19 protein-coding genes are annotated in these 25,509 nt (G+C 60.5%); 8 read left to right on the top strand and 11 right to left on the bottom strand.

What is annotated here, in order from left to right; genetic code table 11:
- The first annotated feature begins 38 nt into the window (after positions 1 to 38).
- The 4 genes from nagA (at position 39) to nagE (ending at position 6,609) form a co-directional block, all read left to right on the top strand.
- Entirely contained in the window at positions 39 to 1,145 is a 1,107-nt protein-coding gene (gene nagA / locus BK659_RS26820; protein ID WP_123428815.1) for an N-acetylglucosamine-6-phosphate deacetylase, read from the top strand.
- Positions 1,138 to 2,148, top strand: coding sequence for an SIS domain-containing protein (locus BK659_RS26825; protein ID WP_404942551.1), 1,011 nt, complete (start codon positions 1,138 to 1,140; stop codon positions 2,146 to 2,148). Before nagA ends, BK659_RS26825 begins: the two co-directional genes overlap by 8 nt.
- 184 nt (positions 2,149 to 2,332) lie before the next feature.
- A complete protein-coding gene (ptsP, locus tag BK659_RS26830) occupies positions 2,333 to 4,849 on the top strand; it encodes a phosphoenolpyruvate--protein phosphotransferase (protein WP_123428671.1) in 2,517 nt (838 codons plus the stop codon).
- 44 nt (positions 4,850 to 4,893) lie between these two features.
- Positions 4,894 to 6,609, top strand: a complete 1,716-nt coding sequence (gene nagE, locus BK659_RS26835) for an N-acetylglucosamine-specific PTS transporter subunit IIBC (RefSeq protein WP_123428673.1) — start codon at positions 4,894 to 4,896, stop codon at positions 6,607 to 6,609.
- A 214-nt stretch (positions 6,610 to 6,823) separates the two neighbouring features.
- Here the strand turns inward: nagE and BK659_RS26840 are convergent, their stop codons facing one another.
- From BK659_RS26840 to purL, 3 genes are all read right to left on the bottom strand, one after another.
- Entirely contained in the window at positions 6,824 to 7,213 is a 390-nt protein-coding gene (locus BK659_RS26840) for a DUF6124 family protein (protein WP_123428674.1), read from the bottom strand.
- An 874-nt stretch (positions 7,214 to 8,087) separates the two neighbouring features.
- Positions 8,088 to 8,399 carry a divalent cation tolerance protein CutA gene (cutA, locus tag BK659_RS26845; protein ID WP_123428676.1) on the bottom strand — a complete coding sequence of 104 codons (312 nt, stop codon included), beginning with the start codon at positions 8,397 to 8,399 and terminating at the stop codon, positions 8,088 to 8,090.
- 5 nt (positions 8,400 to 8,404) lie between these two features.
- Entirely contained in the window at positions 8,405 to 12,301 is a 3,897-nt protein-coding gene (gene purL, locus BK659_RS26850) for a phosphoribosylformylglycinamidine synthase (protein WP_123428678.1), read from the bottom strand.
- 287 nt (positions 12,302 to 12,588) lie between these two features.
- On the opposite strand from purL, the gene mltF reads away from it, so the two are divergent.
- On the top strand, positions 12,589 to 14,049 hold the full coding sequence (gene mltF, locus BK659_RS26855; protein WP_123428680.1) for a membrane-bound lytic murein transglycosylase MltF: 1,461 nt from the start codon (positions 12,589 to 12,591) through the stop codon (positions 14,047 to 14,049).
- 124 nt (positions 14,050 to 14,173) lie between these two features.
- On the opposite strand, the gene pdxJ is transcribed toward mltF, so the two are convergent.
- From pdxJ to lptF, 8 genes are all read right to left on the bottom strand, one after another.
- Complete coding sequence (pdxJ, locus tag BK659_RS26860; protein WP_123428683.1) at positions 14,174 to 14,920, bottom strand: pyridoxine 5'-phosphate synthase; 747 nt, start codon at positions 14,918 to 14,920, stop codon at positions 14,174 to 14,176.
- A 51-nt stretch (positions 14,921 to 14,971) separates the two neighbouring features.
- Positions 14,972 to 15,661, bottom strand: a complete 690-nt coding sequence (gene recO, locus BK659_RS26865; RefSeq protein ID WP_123428684.1) for a DNA repair protein RecO — start codon at positions 15,659 to 15,661, stop codon at positions 14,972 to 14,974.
- Positions 15,662 to 15,835: 174 nt separating this feature from the next.
- Positions 15,836 to 16,738 (bottom strand): GTPase Era, encoded by a 903-nt coding sequence (gene era, locus BK659_RS26870; protein ID WP_123428686.1) that lies wholly within the window; start codon positions 16,736 to 16,738, stop codon positions 15,836 to 15,838.
- The gene (gene rnc / locus BK659_RS26875; RefSeq protein WP_019691997.1) at positions 16,731 to 17,420 is read right to left on the bottom strand and encodes a ribonuclease III; all 690 of its coding nucleotides are present in this window, start codon (positions 17,418 to 17,420) and stop codon (positions 16,731 to 16,733) included. The genes era and rnc overlap by 8 nt, the downstream gene beginning before the upstream one ends.
- A 178-nt stretch (positions 17,421 to 17,598) precedes the next feature.
- On the bottom strand, positions 17,599 to 18,453 hold the full coding sequence (gene lepB / locus BK659_RS26880) for a signal peptidase I (protein ID WP_123428688.1): 855 nt from the start codon (positions 18,451 to 18,453) through the stop codon (positions 17,599 to 17,601).
- 5 nt (positions 18,454 to 18,458) lie between these two features.
- On the bottom strand, positions 18,459 to 20,258 hold the full coding sequence (gene lepA, locus BK659_RS26885) for a translation elongation factor 4 (protein ID WP_123428690.1): 1,800 nt from the start codon (positions 20,256 to 20,258) through the stop codon (positions 18,459 to 18,461).
- 171 nt (positions 20,259 to 20,429) lie between these two features.
- Entirely contained in the window at positions 20,430 to 21,491 is a 1,062-nt protein-coding gene (lptG, locus tag BK659_RS26890; protein WP_123428692.1) for an LPS export ABC transporter permease LptG, read from the bottom strand.
- Positions 21,484 to 22,602: an LPS export ABC transporter permease LptF gene (gene lptF, locus BK659_RS26895; protein ID WP_123428693.1), complete on the bottom strand. Its 1,119-nt coding sequence runs from the start codon at positions 22,600 to 22,602 to the stop codon at positions 21,484 to 21,486. Before lptF ends, lptG begins: the two co-directional genes overlap by 8 nt.
- A gap of 319 nt (positions 22,603 to 22,921) precedes the next feature.
- Between lptF and BK659_RS26900 the strand changes: the two genes are divergently transcribed.
- From BK659_RS26900 to BK659_RS26910, 3 genes are read left to right on the top strand one after another with little or no spacing between them, the layout of a single operon-like run.
- Positions 22,922 to 24,412: a leucyl aminopeptidase gene (locus tag BK659_RS26900; protein ID WP_123428695.1), complete on the top strand. Its 1,491-nt coding sequence runs from the start codon at positions 22,922 to 22,924 to the stop codon at positions 24,410 to 24,412.
- A gap of 60 nt (positions 24,413 to 24,472) precedes the next feature.
- Positions 24,473 to 24,901, top strand: a complete 429-nt coding sequence (locus tag BK659_RS26905) for a DNA polymerase III subunit chi (protein WP_123428697.1) — start codon at positions 24,473 to 24,475, stop codon at positions 24,899 to 24,901.
- 7 nt (positions 24,902 to 24,908) lie between these two features.
- On the top strand, positions 24,909 to 25,316 hold the full coding sequence (locus tag BK659_RS26910; RefSeq protein WP_123428699.1) for a DNA polymerase III subunit chi: 408 nt from the start codon (positions 24,909 to 24,911) through the stop codon (positions 25,314 to 25,316).
- The last annotated feature ends 193 nt before the right edge of the window (positions 25,317 to 25,509 follow it).

The following is a 25,509-nucleotide window of genomic DNA, read 5'->3' on the forward strand; positions in this document are numbered from 1 at the left end:
CTGAAGCCGGAGAACTACTGATGTCCGAAGAACCACTGATGTCCGAAGACAACATCCTCACCGCCCAAGGCTGGATCCGTGGTCGGTTGATCCACGAACACGGCAAGATCGTGCGCATCGAAGGTCAGCTCTGCGACCCGGCGGACAACGACCTGCCTTATCTGCTGCCGGGTTTCATCGACCTGCACGTCCACGGCGGTGGCGGCAAGGACATCATGGAAGGCATGCCAGCCTTCGAAACCATCACCAAAACCCACGTGCGTTTCGGCACCACCTCGCTGCTGGCCACCACCATGACCGCGCCACCGGAAGAAATTTCCCGGGTGCTGGCCGAGGTCGGCGAGTTCTGTGAACAGCGGCCGAAAGGCAGCGCCCGGGTACTCGGCGTGCACCTCGAAGGGCCGTACATCAACCCCGGAAAACTCGGCGCGCAACCGAACTTCGCCCACACCGCGTTGATGGCCGAAGTCGAGGCCTATCTGGCGCTGGCGCCAATTCGGGTGATCACCATTGCCCCGGAAATTGCCGGTCACGACAAACTGATTCGCGCCCTCAGCGACCGTGGCATTCGCATGCAGATCGGCCACACCCTGGGCAGCTATGAAGAAGGCGTCGCGGCGCTTGAGGCCGGCGCCAGCAGTTTCACTCACCTCTATAACGCCATGAGCCCGTTGCATCACCGCGAGCCCGGGATCGTCGGCGCCGCACTGGCCCACGCCAAATACGCCGAGCTGATTCCCGACCTGCTGCACGTCCACCCCGGCGCGATCCGCGTGGCCCTGCGTTCGATCCCCTGCCTGTATTGCGTCACCGATTCCACCGCCGCCGCCGGCATGCCGGACGGCGAATACAAGCTCGGTAGCCATACCGTGACCAAATGCCTGGGCGGCGTGCGCTTGCCCGACGGCACGTTGGCCGGCAGCACCCTGACCATGGATCAGGCCCTGCGCAACCTGGTGAAAATCGGCCTGCCATTGGCCGAGGCCTCGCAACGTCTGTCGCAATTCCCCGCCGACTACCTCGGCATCCAGGAGCGCGGCCGCCTGCAACCCGGCGCCTGGGCTGACTGCGTGCGTCTGGATCGTTCACTCACACTGACCGCCGTAATGGTCGAAGGAGAAGACATTGACTTCAAAAATGCTTGAAGAGGCGCTGTCCTCTTACAAGGCCGTCGACACCCAGTTGCAGCAACTGGATCCGCAGATGATCGAGATCGCCGGGCGCCTGAACCGTCAGCCACCGCAAGTGGCGATGACCGTCGCCCGTGGCAGTTCCGATCACGCCGCGAGCTACTTCGCCTACTTGACCATGCAGCACGTGGGCATACCGGTGGCGTCGCTGCCGATGTCGGTGGTGACCATGCAGCAAGCGCCACTGAAGGTCAGCGGTCAGGCGGTATTCGCGTTCTCGCAGTCCGGGCAAAGTCCGGATCTGGTCAACAGCCTGCGCCTGCTGCGCAAGCGTGGCGCTTTGAGCATTTCGATGGTCAATGCCGAGAACTCGCCACTGGAGGCCGCGTGCGAATTCAGCCTGCCGCTGTGCGCTGGCATCGAAAGCAGCGTCGCCGCGACCAAAAGTTTTATCGCCACCCTCAGCGCCAGCGCACGCTTGATCGCCCACTGGAAGCAGGATGCCGAGTTGCTGGAAGCCGGCCTCGCACTGCCAGCAGGTTTACGCGAAGCCGCGACTCAGGACTGGAGCCTGGCCGTCGACGTCTTGCGCGACTGCCAACGCTTGATGGTGATCGGCCGTGGCGCCGGGTTTTCCATTGCTCAGGAAGCGGCACTGAAACTCAAGGAAACCTCGGCGATTCAGGCCGAAGCCTTCAGCAGCGCCGAAGTGAAACACGGGCCAATGGCACTGATCGACGACAACTACCCACTGCTGGTGTTCGCCCCGCGCGGCGCCGAGCAGGCAGGCCTGCTGAGCCTCGCCGCCGAGATGCGTCAACGCGGTGCCCGCGTGTTACTGGCCGCCCCGGATGACGTCAGCGAACGCGACCTGACGCTGAGCCGCGCCGAACATCCGGCGCTGGACCCGATCCTCGCCATCCAGAGCTTCTATGTCATGGCAGCAGGCCTCGCGGTCGCCCGTGGCATGGACCCGGACCAGCCGCGTCACTTGAGCAAAGTGACCCGCACCCATTAAGTCCGTGGATGGCGGGTAAATCCCCCCGTAGGAGCTGCCGAAGGCTGCGATCTTTTGATCTTGCCCATGGTTGGATCGATGCTGAACTGGCCTGAAGGTCAAAAGATCGCAGCCTTCGGCAGCTCCTACAGGGTGTCAGCCAGGCGCCATATCGAACCTTAGTTTTTACTGATGAGACCGAGCCATGCATAACAACAATAAAGACCTGACCCTCAGCGCCCCGCTCAGCGGCCCGGTGCTCACGCTCGCCAAGGTTCCGGACCCGGTGTTCGCCAGCGGCGCCATGGGCGACGGGATCGCCATCGACCCGCTGAACAACACCCTGCACGCGCCGTGTGCCGGGGTGGTGGTGCATGTCGCCCGCACCGGCCACGCCGTGACCCTGCGCGCCGACAACGGCGCCGAACTGCTGCTGCATTTGGGCCTGGACACCGTCGAGCTGCAGGGCGAAGGGTTCTCGATGCTGGTCAAGGAAGGCACCCGCGTCAGCAATGGCCAGGCGCTGTTGCGCTTTGATCTGGACCAGGTCGCGCAAGGCTGCAAAAGTCTGGTCAGCCTGTTGATCCTGACCAACAGCGAGGACTTTCAGGTACTGCCGATCACCCTCAAATCGGTCAAGGTCGGCGAGCCGCTGTTGCACATCGTGCCAAGAACCACAAACAGTGCGCACACCGAAGTCGACAGCTCAGGCGCCGAAGTTCACGGGCATATTCGCATCACCCATCGCGGCGGTCTGCATGCACGGCCAGCGGCGCTGATCCGTCAGACCGCGCAACTGTTCAACAGTAAATCGCAGCTGCATTTCGCCGGTAAATCGGCGTCGTGCGACAGCCTGATCGGGCTGATGGGCCTGGGGATTGGCGAGCAGGACGAGGTTCAGGTCAGTTGCAAGGGCGCGGACGCCAAGGCGGCGTTGCAAGCCTTGCTGAACGCCTTGTCCACTGCGGTCAACGACGAAAGCCACAGCGCCGCGCCGACGCCGATTGCCCACCGCACCCGCATTGCCGAAGCCGGCGTGCTGCACGGTGTATGCGCAGCGCCCGGCCTGGTTGGCGGGCCGCTGTTCCAACTGGCCGCCATCCACCTGCCGGAAGACCCTGGCAGCCATAACGCCGAAGAACAACTGCAAGCCCTCGACCGCGCGCTGGAACAGGTTCGCAGCGAAATCCGCGAAACCCTGTCCCACGCCAAAAAACACAAGCACACCGAAGAAGAGCAGATCTTCGCCGCTCATTTGGCCCTGCTCGAAGACCCGGCGTTGCTTGAAGCGGCCAGCCAGTCAATCGATCAGGGCAGCGCCGCAACCCACGCCTGGAGCCAGTCGATCGAGGTGCAGTGCGAGGTGCTGCAAAAGCTCGGTAACCCGCTGCTGGCCGAACGCGCCAACGACCTGCGCGACCTCAAGCAACGCGTGTTGCGCGCCTTGCTCGGGCAGGACTGGCACTACGATGTACCGGCCGGCGCAATCGTCGCCGCCCATGAACTGACCCCTTCCGATTTGCTGCAACTGAGCCAGCAAGGCGTCGCCGGACTGTGCATGGCCGAAGGTGGCGCAACCTCCCATGTGGCGATTCTCGCCCGTGGCAAAGGCCTGCCGTGCCTGGTTGCCCTCAGCTCGTCACTGCTCAATCAACCGCAGGGCCAGTCGATGGTGCTGGACGCCGACGGCGGACGCCTGGAGCTGACGCCCAACAGTGAACGCCTGGAACAAGTGGCTCAGGCCCAGCGTGAACACCTGCAACGCCGCGAACGCCAGCAAGCTCAGGCCCATAACCCGGCGCACACTCGCGATGGTCTGCACATCGAAGTCGCGGCCAACGTGGCCTCCAGTGCCGAAGCCGCCGATGCCTACAAGGGCGGCGCCGATGGCGTCGGCCTGTTGCGCACCGAGTTTCTGTTCGTCGATCGCCAGACCGCGCCCGATGAACAAGAACAGCGCCAGGCTTATCAAGCGGTGCTGGATGCCATGGGCGACAAGTCGGTGATCATCCGCACTATCGACGTCGGTGGCGACAAACAGCTCGACTATTTGCCACTGCCGGCCGAAGCCAACCCGGTGCTCGGCCTGCGCGGAATCCGCATGGCGCAAGTGCGCCCGGAACTGCTCGACCAACAACTGCGCGCACTGCTGCAGGTCAGCCCGTTGCAGCGCTGCCGGATTCTGTTGCCGATGGTCAGCGAGGTCGACGAATTGCTGCACATCCGCCAACGCCTCGATGCACTGTGCGCCGAGCTGGAACTGACCCAACGCCCAGAGCTGGGCGTGATGATCGAAGTCCCGGCCGCCGCGCTGCTTGCCGAGCAATTGGCCGAACACGCGGACTTCCTGTCCATCGGCACCAACGACCTGTCCCAGTACACGCTGGCCATGGACCGCGATCACGCCGGCCTCGCCGCACGGGTCGATGCCTTGCACCCGGCGCTGTTGCGACTGATCGCCCAGACCTGCGCCGGTGCCGCCAAACATCAACGCTGGGTTGGTGTTTGCGGTGCACTGGCCTCCGACCCGCTGGCGACCCCGGTGCTGATTGGCCTGGGTATCCGTGAGCTGTCGGTAAGCCCGCCGCAAATCGGTGAAATCAAGGAGCGCGTTCGCCAACTGGACGCCGCCGATTGCCAACGCTTCAGCGCCACCCTGCTGAACCTGAGCAGCGCCACCGCCGTACGCCACGCCTGTCATCAACATTGGCCTCTGAGCTGAACAACAACAGCTACTAGAACAACAAAAACCCAGGGAGATACGCCATGTACCAACTCTTCATTGAAGGCTTGCAGCGCCTCGGACGGGCGCTGATGCTGCCCATCGCGATCCTGCCGATTGCCGGCCTGTTGTTGCGTCTGGGCGACACTGACTTGCTGAATATCGCGATCATCCACGACGCCGGGCAGGTGATCTTCGCCAACCTGGCGCTGATCTTCGCCATTGGCATCGCGGTCGGTTTCGCCAGGGACAACAACGGCACCGCCGGGCTCGCCGGGGCGATTGGTTACCTGGTGATGGTTTCCACGCTCAAGGTGCTGGATGCGAGCATCAACATGGGCATGCTCGCCGGGATCATCAGCGGTCTGATGGCCGGCGCGCTGTACAACCGCTTCAAGGACATCAAGCTGCCGGAATACCTGGCGTTCTTCGGCGGCCGGCGCTTCGTGCCGATTGCCACCGGGTTCACTGCTGTCGGCCTCGGCGTGGTCTTCGGTTTGATCTGGCCACCGATCCAGCACGGTATCAACAGCTTCGGCCAATTGCTGCTGGAAAGCGGCAGCATCGGCGCGTTCGTCTTCGGCGTGTTCAACCGCTTGCTGATCATCACCGGCCTGCACCACATCCTCAACAACATGGCGTGGTTCATCTTCGGCAGCTTCACCGACCCGACCACCGGCGCAGTCGTGACCGGCGACCTGGCGCGCTACTTTGCCGGCGACCCGAAGGGCGGCCAGTTCATGACCGGGATGTTCCCGATGATGATCTTCGGCCTGCCCGCCGCGTGCCTGGCGATGTACCGCAACGCCCTGCCGGAACGCCGCAAAGTCATGGGCGGGATCTTCCTGTCGATGGCCCTGACCTCGTTCCTGACCGGCGTCACCGAGCCGATCGAATTCGCCTTCATGTTCCTCGCGCCGCTGCTGTATTTGCTGCACGCCCTGCTGACCGGCATGGCGATGGCGATCACCAACGCGCTGAACATCCACTTGGGCTTCACCTTCTCCGGCGGCGCCATCGACATGGCGCTGGGCTGGGGCAAGTCCACCAACGGTTGGCTGGTGCTCCCGGTAGGCCTCGCGTACGCGGTGATCTACTACGTGGTGTTTGATTTCTGCATCCGTCGCTTCAACCTGAAGACACCGGGGCGCGAAGGCGTCGTTGTCGGTGAAAAAGCTGTGTTGAGCGAAAACCAGCGGGCCGGGGCGTACATTCAAGCCTTGGGCGGTGCTGAAAATCTGATCACCATCGGCGCCTGCACTACACGCTTGCGCCTGGAAATGGTCGACCGCAACAAAGCCTCCGACAGCGAATTGAAAGCCCTCGGCGCCATGGCCGTGGTCCGCCCCGGCAAGGGCGGCAGTTTGCAGGTGGTGGTCGGGCCGCTGGCCGACAGCATTGCCGATGAAATCCGCCAGGCGATGCCGACGGCGGGTTCTGCAGCGGTAGCCGCTGTTGTAGTGGTCGAAGAAGCCCCGAAAGCGGCGCCCGTGGAGACACCAGAAGCGCAGAAATGGCTGAACGCCTTGGGCGGCAGCGATAACGTGTTGCAACTGGACTGCGTGGCGATGACGCGGATTCGCCTGCAACTGGCGGATGGTAAAGCGCTGTCGGAGTGTCAGCTCAAGGACTTGGGTTGCCAGGGTTTGAGTGCGTTGGATGGGGGCGTGTGGCACCTTTTGGTTGGTGATAAAGCGCTGAGTTTGAGTGAGGCACTTGAAGCGCTGGTGAATCGCAGTGAGGTGAGTGCCAAGGTTTAAATCGTTGGCGCCTGACAGGTCGCCATCGCGAGCAAGCTCGCTCCCACACTGAATCTTCGAAGCGACCGCTATCTGCAGTACAACAAAGATCAACTGTGGGAGCGAGCTTGCTCGCGATGAGGCCCTCCCGGACGCCGAAGATTCCATGGCTCACAAAAGAACCGCTGATCGTTTCCGGCTCAGCGGTTCTTTTATTTCGCGATGTAAAACGGACCTACTCTTTGACGTAGAACTGCTCCGACTCCGACGGGTTGTAGTCATCCAGTGCCTTGTCCACCAATAACAAAGCGCCATCGACCATCCGGCAAATCGCCAACGCCACGCTACGTCTCGAGCCCTCGATTTCGAATGCCAGGTCGGCAGCCATGACCTTGACCGAGGCCAGATCTTCTGCGGCATTAGCCAGCAGGGCTTCGAGGCCCACATCGGGCGCAACACTGAACAAACGGTCCGAGCGCAGATCGCTGAAGCGCAGTTTGGCGAGGGTGGGTTTCAGGTAATGGTCGAGGGCACGGTGCGCGGCGTCGTGGAGCTTTTTTGAATCGAGGGATTCGTAGGGGGAAACGTCGTCGGTTTCTGGGGGGATGGAATTGTCTTTGATCATTGTGGAGCTCCTGAGAAAATTGGAGCGACCGACATCATTTGTGGATGCGGCGCCTGTAAACGCCTAACAACCTTCGGGCTTGCAGTCCCGGTCGCTGAATTGGCAGCGACGTTCTAAGGCTAGAGACGGCACTTCCGACAGGCAACCTGAAAGATACGTGGGAATGCTCTGCCATCTAATGCACCGTATAAACACAGGTATGCCCATCATATTGACGCGACGCGCATTCTGTAGGAGCTGCCGCAGGCTGCGATCTTTTGGCTGTGACCGGTTATCCGCAAGCCGAAACAGCAAAAGCAAGATCAAAAGATCGCAGCCTGCGGCAGCTCCTACGAAGATCATCACCAGCGGCGCGCCTTTACCACTCAGGCCGGCTGTCAGGCCGCCGTGCTGTTGCTGTTGATCCACCCGCCCCATCGGGAGGCCGAGTGGAGGTGTTCATCAGGGGGTTGGCGCGCAGCGCCGTACGGCGCAGCCGGACACATCGAGAGGAGGTCGTCGCGAAGCAGACCGTAGGCGATGCCCCCTGATGGACACCGGAGCGAGGGAACGCCGAGCCTAGGCGAGGTGCCGTACGCTCGGGGCGAGCGTTTTTTTGCTTACTTTTTTTAGGCGCTTGTAAAAAAAGTGAGTCGCCGTAAGGGCGAAACCCTAAGTGGCCGTTACCGCAGAAACGGATATGTACACCGTCAAAAGCCAAGATCAAAAGATCGCAGGCTTCGCCAGCTCCTACGGGGGAATTGCGTGCGCCGGTGAAACAGGCCGGCTTTAAGGCCGCCTCGTAACAGAGCAAGCCCGACACATCAAAAAATCCCGGGCAACAAAAAACCCGCTGAAAACACTTCAGCGGGTTTCTTGTTAAAGCGCAGGAAGATCAGAAATCCTCCAGCCGCCACACCTCGTAAGCCGGCGTCTCATAGGGATGACTCTGCTTCAGAGCCGCCACCACAGCACGAATCAACTCATCGCTGACCACCAGCTCAACCTTCCATTCCTCAACCTGCTCGACCTGCCCCGCTTCACCAATAAACGGCTGACTGCCATCCAAAGGCCGAAACTGACCCAACCCAAGCACCTGCCACGAACAGTGATCATAAGCACCGATCCGCCCACCACCCGCAGCGAACACAGCCCCCTTGACCACCTCAACATGGCTCTGAGGAACAAAAAAGCTGAGCTTATACACAGCGCTTAGTTAACCCACACACGAGCATTACGGAACATACGCATCCAAGGAGCGTCTTCGTTCCACTCTTCCGAACGCCACGAGTTCTGCACGGCGCGGAACACCCGCTCCGGGTGCGGCATCATGATCGTCACGCGACCGTCACGGCTGGTCAAGCCGGTGATCCCGCGCGGCGAACCGTTCGGGTTGGCCGGGTAGCTTTCAGTGACCTTGCCATGGTTATCGACGAAACGCATCGCCACGCAACCCGACAGATCCGCTTGCAGCAATGCTTCTTCGCTGGCGAACTCGGCATGACCTTCACCGTGAGCGATGGCGATTGGCATGCGCGAACCGGCCATGCCCTGCAGGAAGATCGAGTTCGATTCCTGAACCTGAACCATCGCCACACGGGCTTCGAACTGCTCGGAACGGTTACGCACAAAGTGCGGCCAGAGCTCGCTGCCCGGAATCAGCTCGTGCAGGTTGGACATCATCTGGCAACCGTTGCACACACCGAGGGTGAAGCTGTCGGTACGTTCGAAGAAGCCCTGGAACGCATCGCGAGCACGGCTGTTGAACAGCGCCGATTTCGCCCAGCCTTCACCGGCACCCAGCACGTCACCGTAGGAGAAGCCACCGCACGCCACCAGACCTTTGAACTCGTTCAGGTCGACACGGCCGGCCAGAATGTCGCTCATGTGCACGTCGATCGCGTTGAAACCGGCACGGTCGAACGCTGCCGCCATTTCTACCTGACCGTTGACGCCCTGCTCACGCAGTACGGCAACCTGTGGGCGAATGCCTTTCTTGATGTAAGGCGCAGCGACGTCCTGATTGACGTCGTAGCTCAGCTTGGCGCTCAGGCCCGGGTTGTCTTCTTCCAGCAGCACGTCGAATTCTTGATCGGCGCAGTCGGCGTTGTCACGCAGACGCTGGATCTGGTAGCTGGTTTCAGCCCACTGACGTTGCAGCAGACCACGCTGACCTTCGAACACGGTTTCGCCGTTGAAGGTGATGCTGATCTCGCTGTTGTTCATCGGCTGACCGACCACCGACACGCAATCGCCCAGGCCCGCCGCGCTGAACTGCGCGAGGATATCCGGCGTCGAGTCCTGACGAACCTGAATCACCGCACCCAGCTCTTCGTTGAACAGGATCGCGGCGATGTCGGCCGAGGTTTCCGCCAGACCGTCAAGGTTCAGGCTCAGACCGCAGTGGCCGGCAAAGGCCATTTCCACCACGCTGGTCAGCAGACCACCGTCGGAACGGTCGTGGTAAGCCAGCAGGTGACCGTCGGCGTTGAGGCCCTGGATCACCGCGAAGAAGGCTTTCAGGTCTTCGGCGTCATCGACGTCCGGTGCCTGCTTACCGAGCTTGCCGTGAACCTGCGCAAGGATCGAGGCGCCCATGCGGTTCTGGCCACGACCCAGGTCGATCAGGATCAGGTCGGTGGTGCCTTTGTCCATGCGCAGTTGCGGGGTCATGGTCTGACGAATGTCAGTCACTGGCGCGAAACCGGTCACGATCAGGGACATTGGCGAAGTCACAGTCTTGTCGACGCCTTCATCATTCCAGCGTGTGGCCATGGACATTGAGTCCTTGCCCACCGGAATGGTGATGCCCAGCTCTGGGCACAGTTCCATGCCGACTGCTTTGACGGTGTCGTACAGACGCGCGTCTTCGCCCGGGTGACCGGCAGCCGACATCCAGTTCGCCGACAGTTTGATGTCGGAGATCTTGCCGATGCGCGATGCGGCGATGTTGGTCAGGGTTTCGCCGATGGCCATGCGGCCCGACGCCGGAGCGTCCAGCAGTGCCAGCGGAGTGCGCTCGCCCATGGCCATGGCTTCACCGGTGTAAACGTCGAAGCTGGTGGCGGTGACGGCAACGTCGGCCACTGGAACCTGCCAAGGGCCGACCATCTGATCACGGGCCACGAGGCCGGTGATGGTGCGGTCGCCGATGGTGATCAGGAAGCTTTTGCTGGCCACGGCCGGGTGATGCAGAACGCGCTCGACGCAATCTGCAATGGCCAGGGTCGAGGGATCGAAGTCATCGCCCAGCTCGGTTTCACGAACAGCCGAACGGTGCATGCGCGGGGCTTTGCCCAGCAGCACTTCGAGTGGCATGTCCACCGGGCTGTTGCCGAAGTGGCTGTCAGTGACCGTCAGTTGAGGCTCGGCAGTCGCTTCGCCGACCACCGCGAACGGGCAACGCTCACGTTCGCAGATTGCCTTGAAGCGTTCGAAGTCGGCCGGGCCGACCGCCAGAACGTAGCGCTCCTGGGATTCGTTACTCCAGATTTCGTGCGGGGCCATGCCCGGCTCGTCATTTGGAATGTTGCGCAGTTCGAAGCGGCCACCACGGTCACCATCGTTGACCAGTTCCGGGAAGGCGTTGGACAAACCGCCCGCGCCGACGTCATGGATGAAGCTGATCGGGTTGTGTTCACCCAACTGCCAGCAACGGTCGATGACTTCCTGGCAACGGCGTTCCATTTCCGGGTTTTCGCGTTGTACCGAAGCAAAGTCCAGGTCCGCCGAGCTGGTGCCGGTGGCCATGGAGGAAGCCGCGCCGCCGCCCAGACCGATCAGCATCGCCGGGCCGCCGAGCACGATCAGCTTGGAGCCAACGAGGATTTCGCCTTTCTGTACGTGTTCGGCACGGATGTTACCCATGCCGCCGGCCAACATGATTGGCTTGTGGTAACCGCGCACTTCATCGCCACGCGGGGTGGTGATGGATTGTTCGAAGGTACGGAAGTAACCGGTCAGCGCCGGACGGCCGAATTCGTTGTTGAATGCCGCGCCGCCCAATGGGCCTTCGATCATGATGTCCAGCGCGGTAACGATGCGCTCGGGTTTGCCGTACGGCACTTCCCATGGCTGTTCGAAGCCCGGGATTTGCAGGTTGGACACGGTGAAACCGGTCAGGCCAGCCTTCGGCTTGGCGCCGCGACCGGTAGCGCCTTCGTCGCGGATCTCGCCGCCGGAACCGGTGGATGCGCCCGGGAACGGGGCAATCGCGGTCGGGTGGTTGTGAGTCTCGACTTTCATCAGGATGTGCACCGGCTCCTGCACCGCGCCGTACTGGCGGGTTTCAGGGTCCGGGAAGAAACGGCCGGCGACGTTGCCGACGATCACCGAGGCGTTGTCCTTGTAAGCCGAGAGAACGCCTTCGCTGTGCATCACGTAGGTGTTCTTGATCATGCCGAACAGGCTTTTTTCCTGGCTCTGGCCGTCGATGTCCCAACTGGCGTTGAAGATCTTGTGACGGCAGTGCTCGGAGTTCGCCTGGGCGAACATCATCAGTTCGATGTCGTGCGGGTTGCGCTTCAAGCCAATGAAAGCGTTGACCAGGTAATCGATCTCGTCTTCGGCCAGGGCCAGGCCCAGTTCGACGTTGGCTTTTTCCAGCGCGGCGCGACCGCCACCCAGAATGTCGATCGCCGTCAGCGGCTTCGGTTCGGCGTGACTGAACAGGCCGGCAGCCTGCTCAAGGTTTTCCAGCACGATCTGGGTCATGCGGTCGTGCAGCGCATCAGCAATAAGCTGTGCTTGTGCATCGGTGAACTCACCGGTCACGTAGAAAGCGATGCCGCGCTCCAGGCGCTGGATTTTCGCCAGGCCACAGTTGCGGGCGATGTCGCTGGCCTTGCTCGACCATGGCGAGATGGTGCCAAAACGTGGCAACACCAGAAACAGACGGCCGGTCGGCTCTTGTACCGGAACGCTGGGACCGTACTTCAGAAGGCGCGCAAGCACCTGCTGTTCGTCGCCGGTCAGGACGCCGGTAACTTCGGCGAAGTGAGCGAATTCCGCATACAAGCCACTGACAGCTGGAACCTTTTGGCTCAGTTGCTCAAGGAGTTTGCTGTGGCGAAAGGCAGAAAGGGCAGGAGCGCCGCGCAGGATCAACATCTTCGGGACAGCCTCGGGAAGGGGGTGTGCTTTGAGGCCGTGCATTCTAGCCTAAACCGCCCGCGACAGCACCCGAAACGCTACACCCGGTATTGTCCGAACGTCGGCCCGGTGCTGAAAGCCTGTAACCAATGCTTATCAAGGTGCTCCCGGGGGGTTATTTTGCTTGTCACATTCCGGCCTGAACGCCTGTTCCCAAGGGCTTGCAGCGGTTTTTGAAATCTCTAGCAGACAAGCCCTTTACTGTCGAGATATGGCGGCCGTGGTCCTTTGCGTATACTGCGCAGATGTTTTTCCCAATGGCTTTGCGTCCGCGATTCGCCAAATGGCTCATCGCAACCGGACTCTTCCTGATGCTCAGTGGCTGTGTTGATAAACCCAACACACTGGAGCGCGTAAAGGAGGATGGCGTTCTGCGGGTGGTTACCCGTAACAGCCCCGCCACCTACTTTCAGGATCGCAACGGTGAAACCGGCTTCGAATACGAGCTGGTGAAGCGCTTCGCCGATGATCTGGGGGTGACACTCAAGATCGAAACCGCGGACAACCTCGACGATCTGTACGGTCAGCTGGGCAAACCTGGCGGCCCGGTGCTGGCTGCTGCCGGTCTGGTCAGCAGCGAGAAACGCAAGGCGCAGGTCAGGTTTTCCCACTCGTATCTGGAAGTCACCCCACAGATCATCTACCGCAACGGCCAATCGCGGCCAACCAATGCGGCGGACCTGGTCGGCAAGACAATCATGGTGCTCAAGGGCAGCACCCACGCCGATCAACTGGCAGCGCTGAAAAAGCAATACCCCGGCATTGAATACGAAGAGTCCGACGCGGTTGAGGTCGTTGACCTGCTGCGTATGGTTGATGAAGGTCAGATCGATCTGACGCTGGTCGACTCCAACGAAGTCGCGATGAACCAGGTCTACTTCACTAATGCGCGGGTCGCCTTCGACCTGGGCGACGCCAGCAACCAGAGCTGGGCGGTGGCCGCCGGTGATGACAACAGCCTGCTCAACGAGATCAACGCCTTCCTCGACAAGGCGGAAAAAAACGGCACCCTGCAACGTCTGAAGGACCGCTATTACGGGCACGTCGATGTACTCGGTTACATGGGCGCCTACACCTTCGCCCAGCACTTGCAGCAACGGCTGCCCAAGTACGAAAAACACTTCAAGGCGTCGGCCAAGGAAGAGAAAGTCGACTGGCGACTGCTCGCGGCAATTGGTTATCAGGAGTCCCTGTGGCAACCGACGGTGACCTCAAAGACCGGCGTTCGCGGCCTGATGATGCTGACCCAGAACACCGCGCAGGCCATGGGCGTGTCCAATCGCCTGGACGCCAAGCAAAGCATTATGGGTGGCGCGAAGTACCTGGCTTACATGAAGGATCAACTGGACGACTCGATCCAGGAGCCGGATCGTACGTGGTTTGCGCTGGCAGCCTACAACGTCGGCAGCGGTCACCTGGATGACGCGCGCAAACTCGCGGCCAAGGAAGGGCTGAATCCGGACAAGTGGCTGGATGTGAAAAAGATCCTGCCGCGCCTGTCGCAGAAACAGTGGTACAGCAAAACCCGCTATGGCTACGCCCGTGGCGGTGAGCCGGTGCATTTTGTGGCGAACATCCGGCGTTACTACGACATCCTGACGTGGGTCACGCAGCCGCAGCTTGAGGGCGATCAGGTCGCCCAAGGCAACCTGCACGTACCGGGCATCGACAAGACCAAGCCACCCGAAGAAAACCCACCGCTTTAGGCGCCCCCCCAAACCAAATGTGGGAGCGAGCTTGCTCGCGATGAGGGCCTGACATTCAACATGATGGTGACTGACAGACCGCTATCGCGAGCAAGCTCGCTCCCACAGGGTTTCAGAGTGGTCTTCAGGCCTTCGTAGCAGCCGCCAGAATCAGCGCCTTCATCTCCGAAACAGCCGACTTGAACCCGACGAACAACGCATGCGCCACCAGCGCGTGGCCGATGTTCAGTTCGTTGATGCCTTTGATCGCCGCAACTGCTTCAACGTTGTGGTAGTGCAGACCGTGACCGGCGTTGACGATCAGGCCTTGAGTCAGGCCAAACGCCACGCCATCCGCCACACGCTTCAGTTCTTCAGCCACCGAAGTCGGCGTCTCGGCGTCCGCATAACGGCCAGTGTGCAATTCGATGGCCGGTGCGCCCACGCGTTTCGACGCTTCGATCTGGCGCTCATCGGCGTCGATGAACAGCGACACTTCGCAGCCGATTTTCGCCAGACGGTCCACCGCCGCCTTGATCCGCGCTTCCTGCCCCGCGACATCCAGACCGCCTTCGGTGGTCAGTTCCTGACGGGTTTCCGGGACCAGGCAAATGTGCGCCGGACGGATGCGCTCGGCGAACGCCATCATCTCCTCGGTCACGCCCATCTCGAAGTTCATGCGGGTTTGCAACACGTCCTTGAGCAGCAGTACGTCGCGCTCCTGAATGTGTCGGCGATCTTCACGCAAGTGCACGGTGATGCCGTCAGCGCCCGCCTCTTCCGCGTCCAGCGCTGCTTTCACAGGATCAGGGTAACGCGTACCCCGGGCCTGACGCAGGGTGGCAACGTGGTCGATGTTCACGCCAAGAAGAATGCGATTGCTGGTGGTCACGGAAGCGCTCCAGAAGAAGAGAAAGTTCGGTGCACAGCATACACGTCGGGCTTACGGCTTTCGAAACAACTCGCGACTCACAAGAGGGCGACCGCCCAGATGAACGGCCAACGCCTGACGCATCAAGCGTTTGGCGGCTGACAAGGCACCCGGCGCGCTCCAGTCAGCGTCAGCCATGGCCAGCAGTTCGGTGCCGTTGAACAGACCGGGTTGCAACAGGTAGACCCGCTCCAGACCCGCATCGACCTGCAAGCGGTACAGGCCGTCCGGTGCGACAGGTTCGCCATGGATATCCGCGCTCAGCGCAAAGCCGTAGCCCAGATCATCCAGCAGCCGCCACTCGAACGAACGCAGCAAGGGTTCCAGCGGACGCCCTTCGGCGAGGGCCAGCAAGGTCGCGGCGTAGTGATCGAATACCGCGGGATGAGGATCTTCGGACGGCAGCAGGCGGATCAGCAGTTCATTGAGGTAGAGACCACTGAACAGCGCTTCACCATTGAGCCAGGTGGAGACGCCGGCGCTTTCCATGCGCCCGACGTTCTTCAGCTCACCCCGACCACGGAACTCGACTTCCAGCGGTACAAATGGCCGCGCCAAGGTTCCAGCCTTGCCCCGCGCACTGCGCAACACCGCCCGCAGCCGACCTTGCGGCGTGAGGAAATCCACCAACGCGCTGCTTTCGCGGTAGGCGCGGCTATGGAGCACGTAGGCGAGTTGGCCGGTTGGTGGCGATTGGGACATGGGCGTCGAGTATCTCAATGAAGGAGCGCGGTTTTATAAACAGCCCCAAACCAATGTGGGAGCGAGCTTGCTCGCGATAGCGGTCTGTCAGTCAACATCAATGTTGAATATCAGGCCCTCATCGCGAGCAAGCTCGCTCCCACAGTTGGATCTTTGTGTATCCAGGTGAAGCGATTACAGGTCGCCGTAACCCAGCGAACGCAGTGCGCGTTCGTCGTCAGACCAGCCGCCTTTCACTTTGACCCAAAGGTTGAGCATGATCTTGGAGTCGAACAGCAGCTCCATGTCCTTGCGCGCTTCGGTGCCGATGCGTTTGATCCGCTCGCCCTTGTCGCCAATGATGATTTTCTTCTGGCCGTCACGCTCGACGAGGATCAACGCATGGATGTGCAGGGTCTTGCCCTGCTGCTTGAACTCTTCGATTTCCACGGTGATCTGGTACGGCAGCTCGGCCCCCATCTGGCGCATGATTTTCTCGCGTACCAGTTCGGCGGCGAGGAAACGGCTGCTGCGGTCGGTGATCTGGTCTTCCGGGAAGAAGTGATCGTTTTCCGGCAGGTGATCGGCGATCACTCGCTCCAGCGCATCGAGGTTGTGCCCGTGCTGGGCCGAAATCGGAATGATCTGCGCGTTCGGCAGCTGTTCCTGCAACCAGCTGAGGTGCGGCATCAGCTCGGCTTTGTCTTCGATGCGGTCGGTCTTGTTCAGCGCCACGATCAACGGGCCCGTCACATACTGAACGCGCTCGAGAACCATCTGGTCCTCGTCGGTCCAGCGGGTGCGGTCAACCACGAAGATCACCACGTCGACGTCTTTCAACGCCGCCGAAGCGGTCTTGTTCATGTAGCGGTTCAGGGCTTTCTCGCCACCTTTGTGCATGCCGGGGGTGTCGACGTAGACCGCCTGCACGGCGCCTTCGGTCTTGATCCCGAGCATGTTGTGACGAGTGGTTTGCGGTTTGCGCGAGGTGATTGCCAGCTTCTGACCCAGGATGTGGTTCAGCAGCGTGGATTTGCCCACGTTCGGGCGGCCGACGATGGCGACATAGCCACAGCGAGTTGCAGTTGAATCAGTCATGGCCATTCTCCACGCCCAGGGCTATCAGTGCTGCGGCGGCCGCTACCTGTTCGGCAATACGACGACTCACACCCTGACCTCGGCTTTTTTCGTTCAGTAAGGTGATTTCGCATTCGACGAAGAACGTCCGGCAATGCGGCTCACCCTGGATATCCACCACTTCGTAACGCGGCAGTTCACAGGCACGCGACTGCAAGAACTCTTGCAGGCGGGTCTTTGGATCTTTGTTGGTGTCGACCAGCGTCAGGCTGTCGAACTCGGACGTCAGCCAGGCCAGTACGCGTTCGCGCGCCATGTCCATGCCGGCATCCAGGTAGATCGCACCGATCAGCGCTTCGAGGGCATCGGCGAGGATCGATTCACGGCGAAAACCACCGCTCTTCAACTCACCGGAGCCCAGGCGCAGATACTCGCCCAGGTCGAAACCACGCGCCAATACTGCCAGCGTCTCACCTTTGACCAGGCGTGCGCGCAAACGCGACAGCTGGCCTTCGCGAGCCAGCGGAAAGCGGTCGAACAGCGCTTCACCGGCGACAAAGTTGAGAATGGCATCACCGAGGAATTCCAGGCGTTCGTTGTTGCGCCCGGCAAAACTGCGATGCGTCAGGGCCAGAACCATCAGTTCCTGGTCCTTGAAGGTATAACCGAGCTGACGCTCGAGACGGCTTAAAGAGACGCTCACGGTTGACCCACGCTGAGTTCGTGGTCGACGTCCATCACAGCAACGCTGCTAGGCTCTTGGACAATTAACGCTGTGTTCAAAAATTACATCCTGAATATCGTTGGCTTCATGCTTTTCGGTGACCTTCTGCAGGCTCCAGAAATGCATTCGGCGCTGTGTTCAACAGCGCCGTGGGTGATTACTTGATCAGGCCAACCCGCGAGAAATTCGGCAGGTGACTGAGTTTGGGTTCCGGCCAGCTCATCCAGACCGCGAAGGCCTTGCCGACGATATTCTTGTCGGGAACCATGCCCAGCAGATCCTTGGGAATACTTGGATCATCCCAATAGCGACTGTCGTTGGAGTTGTCGCGGTTGTCGCCCATCATGAAGTAGTGCCCGGCAGGCACGGTCCACTGATGGTCCGGGGTTGCGCGGTAGCGGCTCATTTCCTTGCGGATCAGGTGCTCGGCTTCGCCGAGTTTTTCCTTGTAGAGCTCGGCACTGCCCAACGTGCCCGGCTCGGAGCCGATCAGCAGTTCAGCGATCGACTCACCGTTGACGAACAGACGCTTGTCGGCGGTGTAACGAATCTTGTCGCCCGGCAGGCCTACTACACGCTTGATGTAGTTGACGTTCGGATCACTTGGGTAGCGGAACACCATCACATCGCCACGCTGCGGATCACCGACCTGGATGACTTTCGTATCGAGCACCGGCAAGCGGATCCCGTAAGAAAACTTGTTCACCAGTATGAAATCGCCAACGTCCAGGGTCGGCTTCATCGAACCAGACGGAATCTGGAACGGCTCCACCAGGAACGAACGCAACACCAGCACGATGAACAGCACCGGAAAGAACGATTTGCCGTATTCAACCAGCATCGGTTCTTTGTTCAGTTTCTCGACCACCATCATATCCGGCTCGCCGACGCTGCCCTGATAGGAGGTAATGGCGGCACGCCGACGCGGCGCCAGGAAAACCAGGTCGAGCAACCCCAACAGGCCGCAAACGAGGACGGCGATGACCAGCAACAGCGGGAAATTTAGTGACATAGGACCTAACTATCCAACCTGAGCACAGCGAGGAAGGCTTCCTGTGGAATTTCCACGTTACCGACCTGCTTCATGCGTTTTTTACCGGCCTTCTGCTTTTCCAACAGCTTGCGCTTGCGGCTAACGTCACCGCCGTAGCATTTGGCCAATACGTTCTTTCTGAGTGCCTTGACGGAGGTTCGCGCAATGATCTGCCCGCCAATGGCGGCCTGGATCGCGACGTCGAACATCTGACGCGGAATCAGCTCTTTCATCTTCTCGGTCAACTGACGACCTTTGTAGTGCGCGTTATCCTTGTGCACGATCAGCGCCAGGGCGTCGACCTTGTCACCGTTGATCAGCACATCCAGTTTCACCAGATTAGCTGATTGATAACGATCGAAATGGTAATCCAGCGAAGCATAGCCGCGACTGGTGGATTTCAGACGATCGAAGAAGTCCAGGACCACTTCGTTCATCGGCAAATCGTAGGTCACCTGGACCTGGCTACCGAGGAACAGCATGTCGTGCTGAATGCCGCGCTTCTCGATGCACAGGGTAATGACGTTGCCCAGGTGCTCTTGCGGCACAAGAATGTTTGCCCGAACGATTGGCTCGCGCATGTCTTCAATGGACGACAGATCCGGTAGCTTGGACGGGTTGTCGACGTAAATCGTTTCACCGGTTTTCAGCAACAGCTCAAAAATAACTGTCGGCGCAGTGGTGATCAGGTCCAGGTCGTACTCGCGCTCCAGGCGCTCCTGGATGATCTCCATGTGCAGCATGCCGAGGAACCCGCAACGGAAGCCGAAGCCCAGGGCGTCAGAGCTTTCCGGGGTGTACTGCAGGGACGAATCGTTGAGCGTGAGCTTTTGCAGGGCTTCACGGAAATCTTCGAAATCGTCGGAGCTGACCGGAAACAGGCCGGCGTAAACCTGCGGCTGAATGCGTTTGAAGCCGGGCAGCACGTCAACGTCGGGGGTGGAGCTCAAGGTCAGGGTGTCACCGACCGGTGCACCGTGAATGTCCTTGATACCGGCGATGATGAAGCCCACTTCGCCGGCCTTCAGGTCAACGGTGGCGGTGTGTTTCGGGTTGAAGACACCGACGCTGTCCACGAGGTGGACCTTGCCGGTGGACTTGACCAGAATTTTGTCGCCCTTCTTCACGCAACCGTGGCGCACGCGTACCAGGGAAACGACGCCCAGGTAGTTGTCGAACCAGGAGTCGATGATCAACGCTTGCAGCGGATCTTCGATGTTGCCGGTTGGCGCAGGAATGGTCTTGACCAGACGCTCGAGCACCTCGTCGACGCCCAGGCCAGTCTTGGCACTGCACTCGACCGCATCGGTGGCATCGATGCCGATGATTTTTTCGATTTCTTCTTTGACGCGGTCCGGATCAGCCTGCGGCAGGTCGATCTTGTTCAGGACCGGCATGACTTCCAGGCCCTGCTCGATCGCCGTGTAGCAGTTGGCAACCGATTGCGCCTCGACACCCTGGCCGGCATCGACCACCAGCAAGGCACCTTCACAGGCCGCCAGCGACCGGCTGACTTCATAGGTGAAGTCAACGTGGCCGGGGGTGTCAATGAAGTTCAGCTGGTACTTGATGCCATCGCGGGCAGTGTAATACAGGGTAACGCTGTGGGCCTTGATGGTGATCCCGCGTTCACGCTCAAGGTCCATGGAGTCCAGTACCTGGGCTTCCATTTCACGCTCGGCCAGGCCGCCGCACATCTGGATGAAGCGATCGGCCAGAGTCGACTTGCCATGGTCAATGTGGGCGATGATGGAGAAATTGCGGATATGACTCAAATCACTCACGGATCAACACTCAAAAAGGCTGCAGGCATAGCCCGCCGAAAAATAGCCGGGAATTGTACCTGATACACGACGCAAGCGTCACGTTCACAGGTCAACGGTATTGGATACAAAAACGCCCCGCTCTTGCGAACGGGGCGTTTGAGTGTCAGTCAGGGCAGGAAATACCTGCGATCAACCGGCTCGGCGCAACAACCAGAGACCGGCCACCGCGCAAATACCGGCCGGAACCAACACCGCAAACAACGGCGAGAAGCCGAAGACCAGGCTTGAAGGCCCGAGCAAATCCTGAGCGATACGGAAGGTAAAGCCAACCAGCACACCGGTGAACACGCGCTGCCCCAGGGTTACCGAACGCAGCGGGCCGAAGATAAAGGAGATTGCCATCAACACCAGGGCAACGGTGACCAGAGGCTGCAACACCTTGACCCAAAATGCCAGCCAATAACGGCCATTGTTCAGGCCCTGATCCGCCAGATAGTGGATGTAACCCCACAAACCGCTGATCGACAACGATTCCGGCGTCATGATCACGGTGTTAAGCAGTTGCGGGCTCAGCGGCACTTCCCAGCGTTCTTGCGGTGCGGTGACCACTTCGGTGCTGCCCTGATGGAACACGGTGGTAGTGACGTCGTTCAGCTGCCAATGGTCTGTTTCGAACTGTGCGCGCTTGGCAAAGCTCGAGCTCAGCATGTGACGCTCGCGGTCAAAACGATAGCGGGTCACGCCATACAGAATGCCATCCGGCTGCACCGAGTTGATGTGAATGAACTCATCCCCCTGACGGTGCCACATACCATGTTTGGCGCTCTGCGCATCACCACTGCCCTGGGCCAGGGAACGATTGGCCTGGGCCACGTTTTCCGCGGCTGGCGCAACGTACTCGCCGACCAGCACGCCTGCCAGCATCAGCACCAGCATTGGCTTCATCACCGCCCAGACGATCCGACCGATGGACACGCCAGCGGCGCGCATGATGGTCAATTCACTGCTGCTGGCCAGACTGCCAAGGCCGATCAGGCAGCCAATCAGTGCCGCCATCGGCAGCATGTCATAGACCCGGCGCGGCGCTGTCAGCGCCACGTAGCTCAATACGTCAGTGAAGGTGTAGGTATCAGTGACGTCACTCATCTCGTCGATGAAGGCGAACAAGGTCGCCAGACCCAGAATAATCCCAAGCACGGCCAGGATCGCCATGAAAACACTGCCACCAATGTAGCGATCGAGCTTAACCACGGGTCACCTCCAGCGCACTGCGGCGACTCGCCATTTTCAATTGCAACGGTTCCCAGTAGAGCAGTCCCAGGCCAATGACCAGGAATATCGCGTGAACCCACCACAAGCCCAGTGCCTGCGGGATGTTGCCTTTCTCCAGAGCGCCGCGTGCGGAAATCAGGATCGTCAGATAAGCCATATAAAGAAGAATTGCCGGCAGCAACTTGAGGAAGCGTCCCTGGCGCGGATTGACCCGCGCCAGCGGCACGGCCATCAGGGTCACGATAAACACCAGCAATGGCAGCGACAGACGCCACTCGAGCTCGGCGCGCGCACGAATATCCGGATTGCCCAACAGGGTACTGGTCGGCATCGCATCGCGGTCGGTCACTTCGTCACTGACGTCCGGCTTGGGCAGCAACACACCGTAGGTGTCGTACTTGATGGCACGGTAATCAGCCAGCCCCGGATTACCGTCGTAACGGTAGCCATTATCGAGAATCAGGTAACGGTTGCCGTCCTCCTTGATTTCCTGACGGCCCTTTTCGGCCACCAGCACGGAAATGCCGCGATCCTTCTGGTCGGCGGAAAGGCGCTTTTCCGAAATGAATACGCCGCCCAGGTTGATCCGGTCATCAGACAGCTGCTCGGTGTACGTCACCCGAGAACCGTCGCGCAACGCTTGAAAACGGCCCGGCACCAGCGTGTCGAACTCGGTCATCGCGTCCTGCTTGTTCAGCAGCAACTGGAACTGATTGGCGCCTTGCGGTGCCAGGCTCAGGCTCAACCAGGCCACGATCACGGCAACCAGCGCTGCCGGAAACAGGGTCATGCCCAGCAGACGCTGCTGGCTCATGCCGGTCGCCGCGAGCACGGTCATTTCGCTTTCCAGGTACAAGCGACCGTAGGCCAGCAGGATCCCGAGAAACAGCCCCAAAGGCAGAATCAGTTGCAGGAAACCCGGCAGACGAAAGCCCATGATCAGGAACAGCGAGCCTGGGTCCAGGGCGCCCGAGGCGGCCTGAGCCAGGAACTTGATGAAGCGCCCACTCATGATGATGACCAGCAGCACGGCGCTGACGGCGCTCAAGGTCAACAGGACTTCGCGGGATAGATAACGGAAGACGATCAAACCAGACACTCCAGGGTTGTCAGGCTAAGGCGGCCAAACAAGCAAACGTATCGGGCGGCCCGCAGGGCTGAGCCGCCAAAAAAGATGGCGCATTATCCTGTGATTGACCGCGCCTGTCACTGCGCATGCTCAAGCAGGTGCGTAATGGCGCAAAGATCACCCGCACAAGGGTTGTCAGGCGCAGTAAGCGAGGTTCAAACTGCGGCCTTTGTCGCTGGCCTCTGTCAGCGTCTTTCTTCAGCCTTTCTATAGTAGAAAGGCAAACGTGCGCGCACTGCGTGACGCGCTGCACTTTGACCATTTATTCAGGGACCCGGACATGGAACTGGTTGTAAAAAGCGTTAGCCCAGAAACGTTGAAAACCGCCACCCTGGTGGTCGCCGTCGGCGAAGGCCGCACACTCGGCAACGTCGCCAAACAAATCGACGAGCTCAGCGGCGGCGCGATCAGCGCCGTCCTCAAGCGTGGCGACCTGGCCGGCAAGGTGGGTCAGAGCCTGTTGCTGCACAGCCTGCCAAACCTCAAAGCCGAACGCGTGCTGCTGGTTGGCGTGGGTAAAGATGCCGAGCTGGGCGACCGCCCGTTCCGCAAAATAATCGCCGGCGCACTGAACACCCTCAAAGGCCTGGGTGGCACCGACGCTGCGCTGGCGCTGGACGAAATCGTGGTCAAAGGCCGTGACAGCTACGGCAAAACCCGTCTGCTGGCCGAAACCCTGGTTGACGGCGAATACACCTTCGAGCAGTTCAAGAGCCAGAAGTCCGACCCGCGCGCCCTGAAGAAAATCACCCTGCTGACCATCAAGGCCGCCCAGGCTGAAGTCGAACGCGCCGTGACCCACGCCACCGCGATCGCCAACGGCATGTCTTTCACCCGCGACCTGGGCAACCTGCCACCGAACATCTGCCACCCGATTTTCCTCGCCGAGCAGGCGAAGAACCTGGGCAAGGAGTTCAAGGGCCTGAAAGTCGAAATCCTTGATGAGAAACAAATCAAGGAACTGGGCATGGGTTCGTTCTACGCCGTTGGCCAGGGCAGCGCCCAGCCACCGCGCCTGATCGTCATGCAATACAACGGCGGCAAGAAATCCGAGAAGCCGTATGCACTGGTCGGCAAGGGCATCACCTTTGACACCGGCGGCATCAGCCTCAAGCCGGGCGCCGGCATGGACGAGATGAAGTACGACATGGGCGGCGCAGCCAGCGTATTCGGTACCTTGCGTGCCGTGCTCGAACTGAAACTGCCGATCAACCTGGTGTGCATCCTCGCCTGTGCCGAGAACATGCCGAGCGGCAAGGCTTCGCGCCCTGGCGATATCGTCACCACCCTGAGCGGCCAGACCGTGGAAATCCTCAACACTGACGCCGAAGGCCGTCTGGTGCTGTGCGACGCCCTGACCTACTCCGAACGCTTCAAGCCACAAGCGGTGATCGACATCGCCACCCTGACCGGCGCCTGCGTCGTCGCCCTCGGCTCCCACACCTCGGGTCTGCTGGGCAACAACGACGAGCTGATCGGCCAGCTGCTGAGCGCAGGCCAACAGGCTGACGACCGCGCCTGGCAACTGCCGCTGTTCGATGAATATCAAGAACAGCTGGACAGCCCGTTCGCCGACATCGCCAACATTGGCGGCCCGAAAGCCGGCACCATCACCGCGGCCTGCTTCCTGTCGCGCTTCACCAAGAACCTGAATTGGGCGCACCTGGACATCGCCGGTACGGCCTGGACCAGCGGCGGCAAGGACAAGGGCGCCACTGGCCGTCCGGTTCCACTGCTGACCCAATACCTGCTGGACCGCGCCAAAGCCTGAAACTGAAACCCCTGCGCGGCGGCGTCCATGGATGACGCCGCGCAGGCGTCAGGGACCGCAATGACCAAAGTCGATTTCTATATCCTGCCCAGCGCCGATCCCTCAGCGCGGCTGGATTTTGCCTGCAAGCTCACCGAAAAAGCCTGGCGCATGGGCCACCGTATCTACCTGCATTGCAGCGATGCCGCCCAGCGTGACGATCTCGATGCGCGCCTGTGGGCGTTCAAAGGTGAAAGCTTCGTGCCTCACGGCCCCGCCGAAAGCGAACCGGACGGTTTGATTGTGCTCGGCCTGGGAGACGATCCAGGACAACACCAGGACTTGCTGGTCAATCTTGACCTCAAAGTCCCGTCTTTTGCCCAGCGCTTTGCCCGTGTGGCCGAAGTGGTGGTTGAAGACCCGGCTATTCGTCAGGCCGCGCGGGAGAGTTTCCGTTTCTACCGCGAACAGGGCTATCCTCTGCAAGATCACCGTTTACAGCGACTCTGAGCACATGATGGACACGTCAAACCCGCTGCAAAAGTCCGCACACCTGCTGGACGACCTCGAGTCGATCCGCCAGTTGCTCGGCGATGACAACCTGCAACCACCGCTGCTGACCGACACTGTCGAGCCGGCGAGTGATGAAGGTCAAATTCCGTTGCTGTTCGATCAGGTCGGCGGCAAACCGCGGGCTGAAAGCATCGAACCACCGGCTCCCGCGCCTGTCGCGGCTCCGGCCGCAGCTCCGGCATCATCCGTCCAGCAAGGCGCCGACGTCATGCTGCACCTGAACGACGAACTGCGCGCCGCCGCGCAATTGATCCTGCAAGACGTGATCGACGACTTCGCCCCGCACATCGAAACCGAAATCAAGCGCCGCCTGGATGCGCGGATGGAGCGGCTCCTCAGCCAGTACGAATAACCCCCCCTGTGGGAGCGAGCTTGCTCGCGATGCAGGCGCCGCGGTGTGTCAGGCAAACCGAGGTGATGCTATCGCGAGCAAGCTCGCTCCCACATTTGATCCGCGTTGTGATTGATGACGTACCCGGTCTGCACCTGCTCGCCCTTCGCCCCATGCCCCGCTATACTTGCCGGCTTTTCCTGAATAAATGCCA

The organism is Pseudomonas brassicacearum, from assembly GCF_003732225.1.
GTDB classification, from domain to species: Bacteria; Pseudomonadota; Gammaproteobacteria; order Pseudomonadales; family Pseudomonadaceae; genus Aquipseudomonas; species Aquipseudomonas brassicacearum_E.